This is a genomic window from Phreatobacter stygius (assembly GCF_005144885.1).
Lineage (GTDB): Bacteria > Pseudomonadota > Alphaproteobacteria > Rhizobiales > Phreatobacteraceae > Phreatobacter > Phreatobacter stygius.
Genome location: NZ_CP039690.1, coordinates 2,025,177 through 2,038,760, shown reverse-complemented (window position 1 = coordinate 2,038,760; position 13,584 = coordinate 2,025,177). Strand labels below are relative to the sequence as shown.

Here is a 13,584-nt window from a genome sequence, read left to right as displayed (position 1 = left end):
CGCTAGCCTTTGGTTGCATCCGCGCGCGCCGGGAATTCCGGCCGGGCCGCGACGATCATCCGGCCGAGCTCGACGAAGTCGCGCTTGCGCGGTGAGCTCGCCCGCCAGGCGAGGCCCAGCACCCGGTTCGGTTCGGGATCGGCGAAGCGCATCAGCTTCAGCGGGCCGTGGCGGGCTTCGACCTCGACGCAGATCTCCGGCAGCAGCGTCAGGCCGAGGCCGTTGGCCACCATCTGCACCAGGGTCGACAGGCTGGAGGCGCCGAATGTGTCGATATTCTCGACCTTGCGCAGGCTGCAGAAGGTCAAGGCCTGGTCGCGCAGGCAATGGCCTTCCTCGAGCAGCAGCAGGCGGTCGTCCTTCAACAGGTCGGGAGTGGCCTGGACCCGCCCGTGCATCTGGCGCGAGGCCGGCAGCGCCAGCAGGAAACGATCCTCGAACAGCCTGATGGTCTCGATGTCGGGATGCTCGACCGGCAGGGCGGCGAGCAGGAGATCGAGCCCGCCATCGAGCAATTCGCGGGTCAGCTGGCGGGTCTGGGTTTCCCGGATATGCACCTCGAGATCGGGAAAGGCGTCGCGCAACAGCGGCAAAAACCGCGGCAGGATATAGGGCGCGACCGAAGGGATGACGCCCAGATGCAAGGTGCCCGACAGCCCCGCGCCGCGATGATGGGCATAATCCCTGAGGTCGCGGATGTCGGCCAGGATGCGCTGGGCGCGCCGCGCGATCTCGCGGCCGTCCTCGGTCAACTGGATGCCCTTGCGCCGCCGCTCGATGAGCTGAAGTTTCAGCTCCTGCTCCAGATCCTGGATCTGCATGGAGAGCGCCGGCTGGGTGATCGCGCAGTGCTCGGCGGCCTGGCCGAAATGTTTCAGCCGGGCCACCGCGTCGAAGTAGCGGAGTTGTTTGAAGGAAACCATGACGATCAGTTTTTCTGATTGGAACGTCAGGATAATCCTATTGGTCTTGATCGACAAGCGCGGCCTAGAACGGTTCCATCCAACCCCGATGGAAGATCGCCATGCCCCACAGGCCGACCCTGACCACCTCCGCCGGCGCGCCGGTTTCCGACAATCAGAACTCGCTGAGCGCCGGGCCGCGCGGGCCGCTGCTGATGCAGGACTATCAACTGCTCGAGAAGCTCGCGCACCAGAACCGCGAGCGGATCCCGGAGCGGGTGGTTCATGCCAAGGGCTGGGGCGCCCATGGCTCGCTGACCGTCACCCAGGACATCAGCCGCTATTCGCGTGCCGGCCTGTTCGCCAAGGTCGGCCAGAAGACCGACCTGATGCTGCGCTTCTCGACCGTTGCGGGCGAGCTCGGCGCGGCCGATGCCGAGCGCGACGTCCGCGGTTTCGCCGTCAAGTTTTATACAGACGAAGGCAATTGGGACCTGGTCGGCAACAATACGCCGGTGTTCTTCGTCCGCGACCCGTTGAAGTTCCCGGACTTCATCCACACCCAGAAGCGTCATCCGCGCACCAATCTGCGCTCGCCGACCGCGATGTGGGATTTCTGGTCGCTGTCGCCGGAAAGCCTGCACCAGGTGACCATCCTGATGTCGGACCGCGGTCTGCCGGTGGCGCCGATGTTCATGAACGGCTACGGCTCGCATACCTATTCGATGATCAATGCCAAGAACGAGCGGTTCTGGGTCAAGTTCCACTTCAAGACCCAGCAGGGCCACAAGTTCCACACCAATGCCGAGGGCGGCCAGGTCATCGCGCGGTCGCGCGAGAGCTATCAGGAGGAACTGTTCGGCGCCATCGAGCGGGGCCAGTCCCCGCGCTGGACGATGGCGATCCAGATCATGCCGGAGGCCGATGCCGAAAAGACCGCCTACAACCCCTTCGACCTGACCAAGGTCTGGCCGCATGCCGACTATCCGTTGATCGAGGTCGGCGTGCTCGAGCTCAATCGCAACCCGGACAATTATTTCGCCGAGGTCGAACAGGTTGCCTTCTCGCCGTCCAACGTCGTGCCGGGCATCGGCTTCTCGCCCGACAAGATGCTGCAGGCGCGCATCTTCTCTTATGCCGACGCCCATCGCTACCGGCTCGGCACCCATTACGAGGCGCTGCCGGTGAATGCCCCGCGCTGCCCGGTGCATCACTATCACAAGGACGGGGCGATGCGATTCTTCCGCAACGACACCGGCAATCCCGATGCCTATTACGAGCCGAACTCGGTCAACGGGCCGGCCGAGGCGCCTGAATATCGCGAACCGCCGCTGGCGATTTCCGGTGATGCCGATCGCTACGATCACCGTGCCGGCAATGACGACTATAGCCAGCCCGGCAACCTGTTCCGGCTGATGACCCCGGCCGAGCGCAACCGGCTGATGGACAATATCGCCGAGGCCATGCAGGGCGTGCCGGTCGAGATCGTCAAGCGCCAGGTCGGCCACTTCTATCGCTGCGATCCGGATTACGGCATTGGCGTCGCCTCCCGCATGGGCCTCGGCGTCACCGACCTGCCGCGCAGCCTGGCCGCCGAATGACGTCATCCTGACGACGTCGGGCCCGCCGGCCGCGGCCGGCGGGCCGTCTTGCCTGCCACATTTCCCTCTGTTCCAAGGATCATTGCCATGACCATCGCCCAGCATGCCGCCTCGAACCGTGCCGATGCGGTCAGCGAGTTCGTCACCGATGCCCGCATCGAGGCGCTGAACAGCGCCCTGTCCGATCGCGGCATTGCCGCCGACCGCATCATCTCGATCCTGCCGATGACCGGCCAGACCCTGATCAACGCCGCGCCGGCGCAGTTCCGCGTGCTCTACCGGCTCAATTGACGCGCGCCGCGATGGCGCGCGGGGCTTGACGCGCGCGCCATCCTCGGCCACGCCTCGACGATGTTCGAGACCCGCCTGGCCCAGGCTGCTTCCCTGGTCGAAGCAGTCCTTCACGATATCCTGTCCGAAGCCGCGCGCGCCGGCGAGACCGCCCGCCCGCCCCGGCTTCTTGGCGCCATGCGCCATGGCGTTCTGGCCGGCGGCAAGCGCCTGAGGCCGTTTCTGGTGGCCGAGACGGCGCACCTGTTCGGCGTGCCGCAACCCCGGGCGGTGCGCGCCGGGGCCGCGCTCGAGCTCATTCACTGCTATTCGCTCGTCCATGACGACCTGCCGGCGATGGACGACGACGACCTGCGGCGCGGCCAGCCGACGGTGCACCGGGCTTATGACGAGGCGACCGCGATCCTCGCCGGCGATGCCTTGCTGACACTCGCCTTCGAGGTGATGGCCGGTGACGCCGTCCACCCCGACCCGCGGGTCCGCGCCGAACTGCTGCTGCTGCTGGCGCGCGCCTCCGGGCTCGGCGGCATGGCCGGCGGTCAGATGCTCGACCTCGAGGCCGAAGGGCGGTTTGCCGGTGGCGCGCCGCTGGCGCTCGCCGAAACCGAGATCCGCCAGTTGCAGGCGATGAAAACCGGCGCGCTGATCCGCTTTGCCTGCCTTGCCGGCGCGGTGCTGGGCGGGGCGAGCCCGGAAGAGCGCAGCGCGCTGGAGGCCTATGGTGCGACCATTGGCCTCGCCTTCCAGATCGCCGACGACCTGATCGATCACGAGGGCGATGCGGCGAGCGCCGGCAAGGCGACCGGCAAGGATGCCGAACGCGGCAAGGGCACGCTGGTCTCGCTCTACGGTCCGGCCTGGGCGCGCGCCGAACTCGACCGGCTGGTTGCCGCGGCCGGCCGCCATCTCGCGCCGTTCGGGCCCAAGGCCGCGATCCTGGGCGAGGCCGCCCATTTTATTGCCTTTCGGCAGGTCTGATGCACAGGTTGTCGCCTTGACAATTTTTTGTGCGGACCGACAGGATCAGGATAATCCCTGACTACAGGGTAAGACAGGACGAGGGTGGCGATGAGGCGTTTTTGGGGGCTGGTGCTTGGCGCGGCCGTTTTCATGGGGCTGGCCATGCCGGCGGAGGCGCAGAAGCGCGCCAATACGGTGCGGTTCGGCTATGATCAGGTGCCGGAGAACGTCGACCCCTATTACAACAGCGTCCGCATCGGCGTGATCCTTGGCCAGCAGGTCTGGGACACCCTGATCTTCCGCGACCCGAAGACCAATGAATATCGCGGCCAGCTCGCCACCGCCTGGCGCTGGATCGACGAACGCACGCTGGAGCTCGACCTGCGCCAGGGCGTGAAGTTCCACAATGGCGAGGAATTCGACGCCGACGACGTGGTGTTCACGCTGAACTACGTGTCCGATCCGGCCAACAAGTCGGTGACCCAGCAGAATGTCAGCTGGATCCAGCGGGTCGACAAGATCGACAAGTTCAAGGTCCGCATCGTCACCCGCCGGCCGTTCCCGGCGGCAATCGAATATCTCGCCGGTCCGATCGTCATCCATCCGAACGAATATTATGCCCAGGTCGGCCCGCGCGGCATGAACGAGAAGCCGATCGGCACCGGCCCCTATCGGGTAACCGAGCACCAGATCGGCAAGCAGATCACGCTCCGGCGCAATCCCGACTATTTCCGTGACAGCCCGAAGCCGCAGCCGACGATCGAGAGCGTGGTCATCCGCTTCATTCCCGACCGCCAGACCCAGGTCGCCGAAATGCTCGCCGGCGGGCTCGACTTCATCATGAACATCGCGCCCGACCAGGCGACGCAGATGCGTGCGGTGCCGACCCTGCAGATCGTCTCGGGCGAGACCATGCGCATTGCCTTCCTGCAGATGGCGACATCCGAGCAGTCGCCAACGCCGGCCTTGCGCGACGTCCGGGTTCGCCGGGCGATCAATCACGCCATCGACCGCCAGACCATGGCGTCGCAACTCGTCGGCCCGGGTTCGCAGGTGCTGAACGCGATCTGCTTCCGCACCCAGTTCGGCTGCGACGACTCGAAGGCGACGCAATTCGCCTATGACCCGGCCAAGGCGCGCCAGCTGCTCGCCGAAGCCGGCTTCCCCAATGGTTTCGAGCTGGAGCTGCACTCCTATCGCGAGCGCAACCAGGCCGAGGCGATGATCAACTACCTGCGTGCGGTCGGCATCCGCGCCACCCTGCGTTTCGGCCAGTATGCGACATTCCGCGAGCAGAACCGCGCCAACCGCGTCGGGCTGGCGCATCAGACCTGGGGTTCGTTCTCGGTCAACGACACCTCGGCGTCGACCTCGGTGTTCTACAAGGGTGTCGACGACGACACGACCCGCGATCCCGAGCTGATCGCGCTCTTGTCGCGCGGCGACACGGTGACCGATCCGGAACTGCGCAAGGTTGCCTATCGCGATGCGCTCGCGCGTATTTCGGAACAGGCTTTTTCGGTGCCGCTCTATTCGCTCGTCACCTTCTACGCGGCGACCAAGGACCTCGAATTCACGCCCTATCCGGACGAGATGCCGCGGTTCTGGGAGATGCGCTGGAGGTAACCACCGCCGCCCATCGCCAGCCTGCGCCGCGGGCTGATGGGCGGTTGACCAGCTCGAGCGCCCGTGACAATGGCGGGCCTGAAATGGCAGGACAGCACCTGGGGCGGGATCACCGCTCCAGGTGCTGCTTTTCAAGCTTGTGGTCCGGGATGAACGGACTGACGCCTGCTTGGATGAGATCGGCGCGCGGCCCGCGCGGCTTGAGAAGTCAGGACGACTGAACCGATGTTGATCTACACGTTGAAGCGTTTGGGGCTCGCCGCGCTGGTCGCGTTTGCGGTCTCGGCGCTCGCCTTCCTCTTGCTGCGGCTGTCGGGCGACGTCGCCATCGCGATCGCCGGCGAAGGCGCGCGCGCCGAGGACATTGCCATGATCCGCCAGCAATATGGCCTCGACCGGCCTTTGCTGCTGCAATATCTCGAATGGCTCGGCCGCACGGTGACCGGCGATCTCGGCCAATCGCTCTATTTCAAGTCGCCGGTGGTCAACCTGATCGGCGAGAAGATCGGCACGACCCTCATTCTCGGCCTGCTGTCGATCGGTTTCGCGCTGGTCGTCTCGATCCCGCTCGGGGTGATGGCGGCGATCTGGCAGAATTCCTGGGTCGACCGGCTCTGCCTCGCGGTTGCCGTGGTCGGCCAGGCCCTGCCGAACTTCTTCTTCGCGCTGTGCCTGATCATGGTCTTTGCCATTGGCCTGCGCTGGCTGCCGGTCTCCGGTGCCGACGGCTGGGAAAACTTCGTCATGCCGACCATCGCGCTCGGTTATTACGTGACGCCGCCGTTCATGCGGCTGGTGCGCGCCGGCATGATCGACGTGCTCGCCTCCGACTATGTGCGCACGGCCCGCGCCAAGGGCCTGCCGTCGTCGACCGTGGTGATCAAACACGCGCTGCGCAATGCGCTGGTGCCGGTGGTGGCGCTGACCGCGGTGCAGATGGGCTTCCTGCTCGGCGGCTCGATCGTGGTCGAAACCGTATTTGCCCTCGATGGGCTCGGCTATCTCGCCTATCAGGCGATCAGCCAGAAGGATTTTCCGGTGATCCAGGCGGTGCTGATGCTGTTGTCGGTCGGTTATGTCGGGCTGACGCTCGCCGCCGACCTGGTCAATGCCTGGCTCGATCCGCGCATCAGGGTGGCATGAGATGACGGATACGACCCAAGCCAATGTGTTCGACGTCAAGGAGCCGTCCGGGGCCGTCCGCCTGTGGCGGCGGGTCAAGGGCCACAAGGGCCTCCTGTTCGGTTCCGGCCTGTTCCTGGTGATCCTGATGATGGCGCTGACCGCGCCGCTGGCGGCACCGCACGATCCCTATGCCCAGGACCTGATGAACCGGCTGGTGCCGCCGATCTGGTACGAGCGCGGCACCTGGGCGCATCCGCTCGGCACCGACAATCTCGGCCGGGACTATCTCTCGCGGCTGCTCTACGGCGCCCAGATTTCGCTCTTGATCGGCTTTGCCGTGATGATGATTTCCGGCACCATCGGCACGTCGCTCGGCCTGTCGGCCGGCTATTTCGGCGGCCGCGTCGACATGGCCATCACCTTCCTGATCACCACGCGCCTGGCGCTGCCGGTGGTGCTGGTGGCGCTCGCGGTCGTCGCCATGGTCGGCGGCACGCTCGGCATCGTCATCGCCGTGCTCGGCTTCCTCAAATGGGATCGCTTCGCCGTGGTCATGCGCTCGGCGACCCAGCAGGTCCGTTCGCTCGACTATGTCGCCGCGGCCGAGGCTGCCGGCGCCTCCAAGGCACGCATCATCTTCGGCGAGATCCTGCCTAATGTCGCGCCCCAGCTGATCGTGGTGGCAACCGTCGAGGCGGCCAGCGCCATCCTGCTCGAAGCTGCCCTGTCGTTCCTGGGTCTCGGCGTGCAGCCGCCCCTGCCGTCCTGGGGCCTGATGATCTCCGAGGCCAAAAATTTCATGTTCTTCTCGTTCTGGCTGATCGCCATTCCCGGCAGCGCGCTGGCGCTCCTTGTGCTCGCCATCAACATGATGGGCGATGGCTTGCGTGACGTGACCGCGCCGGAGGGCCGCTCGTGAGCACCGTCCTCGACGTCAAGGACCTGAAGGTCGACCTGGCGGTCGCCGCCGGCACGCTGCACGCCGTGCGCGGCGTCTCATTCTCGATCGCGCGCGGCGAGACGCTGTGCCTGGTCGGCGAGAGTGGCTGCGGCAAGTCGATGACCGCGCTGTCGGTGATGGACCTGCTGCCGCCGCGCGCCAGTCGCCAGGCGAGCCGCCTGTCGCTTGCCGGCGAAGACCTGGTCGCCGCCGGGCCGCAGCGCTGGAACGCGCTGCGCGGCGACCGGATGGGCATGATCTTCCAGGAGCCGATGACGGCGCTCAACCCGGCCTATTCGATCGGCGACCAGCTGATGGAACATCACCGGCTGCACAAGGGCTCGAGCGGCGCCCAAGCCCGCGAGCGGGCGGTGTTCCTGCTCGAAAAGGTCGGCATCGCCAATGCCAGCCAGCGGCTCGGCCAATATCCGCATCAGCTGTCCGGCGGCCTGCGCCAGCGCGTGATGATCGCCATGGCGCTGATGTGCGGCCCGGACCTGATCGTCGCCGACGAGCCGACCACCGCGCTCGACGTGACCATCCAGGCGCAGATTCTCCGCTTGCTGATGGACCTGCAGAAGGAGTTCGGCATCGCGCTCCTGCTGATCACCCACGACCTTGGCGTGGTCGCCCGCATGGCCCACCGGGTGGCGGTCATGTATGCCGGCGAGATCGTCGAGAGCGGCACCGCGGAAGAGGTGTTCAACGCACCGAAACATCCCTACACGCTCGGCCTGATGGAATGTATCCCGGTGCCCGGGCGAACCTTGCCGGGCGACCGGCTCGGCTCGATCCCGGGGGTCGTGCCGTCGCTGGTCGGCGATATCGCCGGCTGCGCCTTCCGCACCCGCTGCAAGCTCGCCGAAGCGGCCTGCGCCGAGGCGGTCCCGATGCACAGCGCCGGCGACCACGTCTGGTCCTGCCTGAAGGTGGCGGCATGAGCACGCTTCTGACCATTTCCAACGTCTCGCGCACCTTCCAGGTCAGCCAGGGGCTGTTCGCCAGGAAAAAGACGCTGCATGCGGTCAACGGCATCGACCTGACGGTCGAGAAGGGCGAGGTGCTCGGCATCGTCGGCGAGAGCGGCTGCGGCAAGTCGACCCTTGCCAAGATGGTGCTCGGCCTGCTGCCGGCGACCTCGGGCGACATCGCGCTCGAAGGCGCCGACATGCGCGGGCTTGACCGCAAGGCGGTGGCGCGGCGCATCCAGCCGGTGTTCCAGGATCCCTATTCGTCGCTCAATCCGCGCAAGACCATCGCTTCCATCGTCGCCTTCCCGCTTTTGGTGCACGGTTTCGGCAATGGCGAGGCGCGGCGCGACAAGGCGCTGGCCATTCTCGACAAGGTCGGCCTGCCCAAGCGTTTCGCCGACCGCTACCCCAATCAGCTGTCCGGCGGCCAGCGCCAGCGCGTGGCGATCGCGCGCGCCCTGGTCATGGAGCCGGAGCTGGTGGTCTGCGACGAACCGACCTCCGCGCTCGACGTTTCCGTGCAGTCGCAGATCCTCAATCTCCTGATGGATCTCAGGCGCGACCTCGGCCTGACCTATGTGTTCATCTCGCACAACCTGGCTGTCGTCGAGCACATCGCGACGCGTGTCGCGGTGATGTATCTCGGCCGGGTGGTCGAGCTCGCCGACACCGCGACCCTGTTCAAGGCGCCACGTCATCCCTACACCAAGGCGCTGCTGCAATCGGTGCTGACGCCGGAACCCGGCCGCGGCATTCCCGAGACCGGCCTTGGCCTGGCCTTTCCCGATCCGCTCAATCCGCCGGCAGGCTGCGCCTTCCATCCGCGTTGCCCGAACGCTTTCGCGACCTGCCGGACGGTGACGCCACGGACGGTGAAGGACCCGGCAGGCCTGGTCGCCTGCCATCTCCACGATCCCCAGATCGCGCAGGCCGCCGCGGCTTGAGCTAAGCTCTCCCGTCGCACAGGGGCGGGGAGAGGTCGATTGCGGATCCTGCGGTGGCTCGCCGGCATCGTCCTGGCGCTGGTCCTGATCGCCGGTGGCGCGGTGGTCTATGTGCTGAACGACATGCCGGATCCAAGGCAGTTCAGCATGCTGTTCCAGCGCGGCGGCCCGGTGCTCCAGCCGGGCATCCGTGTCACCTTTCTCGGCGTCTCGACCCTGCTGATCGATGATGGCGAGACCGCCATCATGACCGATGGCTTCTTCACGAGACCAGGCGGCCGGGAGGTGTTTCTCGGCAAGGTCGAACCGGATCGCGCGATCATCGCGAAAAGCCTGCAACGGGCAGGTGTTGCCAGGCTCGCGGCGGTCATTCCGGTCCATTCCCACTACGACCACGCGATGGATGCGCCCGAGGTCGCGCGCTTGACCGGAGCCCTGCTGGTCGGTTCGGAATCAACCGCCAATATCGGTCGCGGCTGGGGCCTGCCGGAGAGCCAGATCAAGCTGGCCGCCGACGGCGACACCTTGCGTTTCGGACGCTTCCGCGTGCGCTTCATCGCCGGGCGGCACGCGCCGACGCCGTTCACCGGCGGCGAGATCCGCCAGCCCCTGACGCCGCCCGCGCGGGCCAGCGCCTATCTCGAAGGGACCAGCTATGCCTTGCTGATCGACCATGGCGAGCGGACGCTGCTGGTCAATGCCAGCGCGGGTTTTGTGCCGGGCATGCTGCGCGGCCGGCGGGCGGACGTCGTGTTCCTGGGTGTCGGCACGCTCGGCCGGCCGAGCCAGGACTATCTCGCGCGCTACTGGGACGAGACGGTCGCGATGACCGGCGCACGCCGGATCGTTCCGATCCACTGGGACAATTTCTTCCTGCCGCTGGACCAGCCGCTCGAACCGGTGCCGCGCCACCTCGGCGGCTTCGACGTCGTCATGGCTTTCCTGCGGCAGCGCAGCCAGGCCGCCGGCATCGACCTCAAGCTGATGGAGGCCTGGACCACCACCGATCCGTTCGCCGACCTGCCGCCGGCGCGCGCCGCGCAGGGAGAGGGACGGTAGCGGCCGCGTCGCATGCGATCGCAACGATCCGGAGCGAGCGCATGTGGAAGCCACGTACCTCGGAGGCGCTGCGATCGACAACCTCAGTGGCCGGCCCTGGCGCGCGCATGGGCCTCTTCGATCTTGCGCAATTCGTCGGGCGAGGCATCCAGGATCGGCTTGATCAGTGTGTCCCAGGCACTTCGCTGATGGGGCAGCAGGGAGCCCATGCCCTCGTCGGCGACCTGCTTGGCCAGAAAGTAGGCCGGCGAGCCCACGTGGAAGTGACCTACCGCGATATGGTCCAGCAGCTTTTGCGCCAATTCCTCCTGATCCTTCGTGGCCATGGCCGTTCTCCCTTCGGTCGCAAATCAACGCCAAGCCAAGCCGAAGGTTCCCTGCAACCGACGGTCTCGAATGCGTCCGGCGTCCTGGGCGGCGGGCCGTGGCTGCGCTAGCGTGGCCCACCCGTGCAATCCGCTCGTCCCGCTGTCCCGAATCGAGTTTCCGATGACCCGCGCTGCTGCCGTAACCGCCGCTGAAAAGACCTTCGACGATGGCCGCCTCAAGGCCATCTTCGCCCGCCGCATCGCCATTCCAACCGAAAGCCAAAACCCTGATCGCGCCGCCGATCTGGCGCGCTACCTGACCGACGAGATGCAGCCCTCGCTCGAGGCGCTCGGCTTCACCTGCAAGATCCTCACCCACCCCAAGGCCAAGGGGCCGTTCCTGCTGGCCGAGCGGATCGAGGATCCGGCGCTGGTCACGGTTCTCGGCTATGGCCATGGCGATGTCATCCGTGGCCTCGAGGGCCAGTGGCAGGAGGGTCGCGATCCCTGGACGCTGGATGATACCGGCACGCGCTGGTACGGCCGCGGCGTGGTCGACAACAAGGGCCAGCACACGATCAATATCGAGGCGCTGCGCTGCGTCCTGGAAACCCGCGGCAAGCTCGGCTTCAACGTGCGCTATCTCATCGAGATGGGCGAAGAGGTCGGCTCGGCCGGCCTGCACGATCTCGCCCGCGAGCACCGCGACCTGTTCAGGGCCGACCTGCTGATCGGCTCGGACGGGCCGCGCATGACCGCGGAGCGGCCGACGCTCTGCCTCGGCGCGCGCGGCGGCTATCGCATCGACCTGACCATCAATGCGCGTGAGGGCGGCCACCATTCCGGCAATTGGGGCGGGCTCCTGTCGAACCCGGCGGTGCGCCTGGCCCATGCGATCTCGACCATTATCGGGCCGACCGGCCAGGTGCTGGTGCACGAGCTGCTGCCGGACGAGTTGCCGGCATCGGTCAAGCGGGCGCTCGCCGACATCGAGCCGGCAAGCATTCCCGGCGGACCGCAGATCGAACCCTGGTGGGGCGAGGCGGGCTTCACGCCGGCCGAGAAGGTCTATGGCTGGAACACCTTCGAGGTGCTGGCCTTCGGCGCCGGCGATATCGCCAATCCGCAGAACGCCGTGCCGCCGGCCGCCAAGGCCGCCTGCCAGATCCGCACCGTGGTGGGCTCGAATCCGGATGGCTTCATACCGGCGATCAAGCGTCATCTCGTGCGCCACGGTTTTCCGGATGTCGAGGTGACGAGCGGCCGCGATGCCGCGTTCAAGGCGACGCGCACCGATCCCGACCACCCCTGGGTGCAATGGGTGGCAGCCTCGATCGCCCAGACGACCGGCAAGAAGCCGGCGGTCATTCCCAATGCCGGCGGCTCGCTGCCCAACGATGTCTTCGCCGAGATCCTGGGCATGCCGACCATCTGGGTCCCGCATTCCTATCCGGGCTGTTCGCAGCATGCGCCGAACGAGCACGTGCCCTCGGCGCTGGTGCGCGAGGCGATCAGCCTCATGGCGGGGCTCTATTGGGACCTTGGCGAGGGCACCCATCCCAAGGTCGCCAGGTGAGCCAGCTCCCGGTCGATGTCGCTGTCGTCGGCGGCGGCATGGTCGGCATGGCGACCGCTCTGGCTTGCCTGGAGCGGGGACTGACGGTCGTTGTGGTCGATCCTGGCGTGATCCGCGAGGCCGCCAGCTATGGCAATGCCGGGGTCATTTCGCGCGGCTCGCTGTTTCCGGTGGCGGGGCCTGGCGTGCTCGGCAAACTGCCGCGCTATGCGCTCAACCGCGATCCGGCGATCCGCATCGACTACCGGTCGCTTGCCGCGGTCGCGCCCTGGCTCCTCGGCTTCGTCAGACGCTGCAACGAGGCGTCCTGGCGCGCTGCCGCGGCAGCGCTCGATCCGCTCTGCGCGGCGTCTTACGACGAGCATTGGCGGATCGCCGGCGAGATCGGCGCCCGCTCACTGATCGAGCGGCGCGGCTGGCTGAAGCTCTATCGCAGCGATCAGGCCTTTGCCGGGTCGGCGCTCGAGCGGGAGATCCTCGCCCAGCACAAGGTCGAGGCCGAGGTCATCGACGGACCCGAACTCATTCAGTTCGAACCGGCGCTCAAGCGTCGTTTCGCCAAGGGGCTGTGGCACAAGACCACCGGCTCGGTGCGCGATCCCGGCGGACTGGTGCTGACCTATGCCGAGGCGGTCCGGGCGCGCGGCGGCCAGTTCCGGCAAGCCAAGGCCGCGGTCATCACCGAGGACGGCGAGGGCGCCCTGGTCCGGCTCGAGGGCGGCGGCGATGTGCGCGCGCGAACCGTGGTGCTGGCGGCAGGCGCCGCGGCCGAGAGCCTGACCAGGACCATGGGCTATCGCCTGCCGCTGGCCGCCGAGCGCGGCTATCACCGTCATTTCGCCGATGCCGGCGAGCACAAGCTGTCACGGCCGATCTACGACACGGGCGGGGCTTATGTCGTCGCGCCGATGAACATCGGCTTGCGGCTGCTCTCCGGCGTCGAACTCGCCAGGCGCGATGCCCCGCTCAATCCGGCCCAGCTGAGGGAGGTCGAGCCCGAGGCGCGGGCTACCCTGTCGATCGGCGAGCCGGTCGAGCCGATGCCCTGGGGTGGAGCGCGGCCATCGACCCCGGACGGGCTGCCGGTGATCGGCCGGGCGCCGCGCCACGGCCATGTCGTCTTTGCCTTCGGCCATGGTCATATCGGCCTGTCGACCGGACCGGTCACCGGCAAGCTGGTGGCCGAACTGATCACTGGCCAAGTGCCCTCGGTGCCGCTCGCGCCGTTCGCCGCGGAACGGTTCTGACCCGACCGGGCGGCGGCAGAACGCCGTTGCCAGC

The 13,584-nt window shown here is 67.1% G+C and carries 13 protein-coding genes; 11 read left to right on the top strand and 2 right to left on the bottom strand.

The features are described 5' to 3' along the window. Positions 1–2 precede the first annotated feature (2 nt). The gene (locus E8M01_RS09255; RefSeq protein ID WP_136959856.1) at positions 3–923 is read right to left on the bottom strand and encodes a hydrogen peroxide-inducible genes activator; all 921 of its coding nucleotides are present in this window, start codon (positions 921–923) and stop codon (positions 3–5) included. A gap of 101 nt (positions 924–1,024) precedes the next feature. On the opposite strand from E8M01_RS09255, the gene E8M01_RS09250 reads away from it, so the two are divergent. The 9 genes from E8M01_RS09250 (at position 1,025) to E8M01_RS09210 (ending at position 10,419) form a co-directional block, all read left to right on the top strand. After that, on the top strand, positions 1,025–2,503 hold the full coding sequence (locus E8M01_RS09250; RefSeq protein WP_136959855.1) for a catalase: 1,479 nt from the start codon (positions 1,025–1,027) through the stop codon (positions 2,501–2,503). Between the two features lie 87 nt (positions 2,504–2,590). Next, positions 2,591–2,794 carry a hypothetical protein gene (locus E8M01_RS09245; RefSeq protein ID WP_136959854.1) on the top strand — a complete coding sequence of 68 codons (204 nt, stop codon included), beginning with the start codon at positions 2,591–2,593 and terminating at the stop codon, positions 2,792–2,794. Positions 2,795–2,854: 60 nt separating this feature from the next. Beyond that, complete coding sequence (locus tag E8M01_RS09240; protein WP_136959853.1) at positions 2,855–3,772, top strand: polyprenyl synthetase family protein; 918 nt, start codon at positions 2,855–2,857, stop codon at positions 3,770–3,772. A gap of 90 nt (positions 3,773–3,862) precedes the next feature. Further along, entirely contained in the window at positions 3,863–5,380 is a 1,518-nt protein-coding gene (locus E8M01_RS09235) for an ABC transporter substrate-binding protein (protein WP_136959852.1), read from the top strand. 225 nt (positions 5,381–5,605) lie between these two features. Further along, positions 5,606–6,523: an ABC transporter permease gene (locus E8M01_RS09230; RefSeq protein ID WP_136959851.1), complete on the top strand. Its 918-nt coding sequence runs from the start codon at positions 5,606–5,608 to the stop codon at positions 6,521–6,523. A gap of 1 nt (position 6,524) precedes the next feature. Beyond that, positions 6,525–7,424, top strand: a complete 900-nt coding sequence (locus tag E8M01_RS09225; protein WP_246088659.1) for an ABC transporter permease — start codon at positions 6,525–6,527, stop codon at positions 7,422–7,424. After that, entirely contained in the window at positions 7,421–8,386 is a 966-nt protein-coding gene (locus tag E8M01_RS09220) for an ABC transporter ATP-binding protein (protein ID WP_136959849.1), read from the top strand. Before E8M01_RS09225 ends, E8M01_RS09220 begins: the two co-directional genes overlap by 4 nt. Further along, entirely contained in the window at positions 8,383–9,360 is a 978-nt protein-coding gene (locus tag E8M01_RS09215; protein WP_136959848.1) for an ABC transporter ATP-binding protein, read from the top strand. The genes E8M01_RS09220 and E8M01_RS09215 overlap by 4 nt, the downstream gene beginning before the upstream one ends. 39 nt (positions 9,361–9,399) lie before the next feature. Beyond that, positions 9,400–10,419: an MBL fold metallo-hydrolase gene (locus E8M01_RS09210; RefSeq protein ID WP_136959847.1), complete on the top strand. Its 1,020-nt coding sequence runs from the start codon at positions 9,400–9,402 to the stop codon at positions 10,417–10,419. Positions 10,420–10,502: 83 nt separating this feature from the next. Here the strand turns inward: E8M01_RS09210 and E8M01_RS09205 are convergent, their stop codons facing one another. After that, entirely contained in the window at positions 10,503–10,745 is a 243-nt protein-coding gene (locus tag E8M01_RS09205) for a hypothetical protein (protein ID WP_136959846.1), read from the bottom strand. A gap of 163 nt (positions 10,746–10,908) precedes the next feature. Between E8M01_RS09205 and E8M01_RS09200 the strand changes: the two genes are divergently transcribed. Together E8M01_RS09200 and E8M01_RS09195 are read left to right on the top strand one after the other, a co-directional pair. Beyond that, the gene (locus E8M01_RS09200; protein WP_136959845.1) at positions 10,909–12,303 is read left to right on the top strand and encodes a M20 family metallopeptidase; all 1,395 of its coding nucleotides are present in this window, start codon (positions 10,909–10,911) and stop codon (positions 12,301–12,303) included. After that, entirely contained in the window at positions 12,300–13,550 is a 1,251-nt protein-coding gene (locus E8M01_RS09195) for an NAD(P)/FAD-dependent oxidoreductase (RefSeq protein WP_136959844.1), read from the top strand. The genes E8M01_RS09200 and E8M01_RS09195 overlap by 4 nt, the downstream gene beginning before the upstream one ends. Positions 13,551–13,584 lie beyond the last annotated feature (34 nt).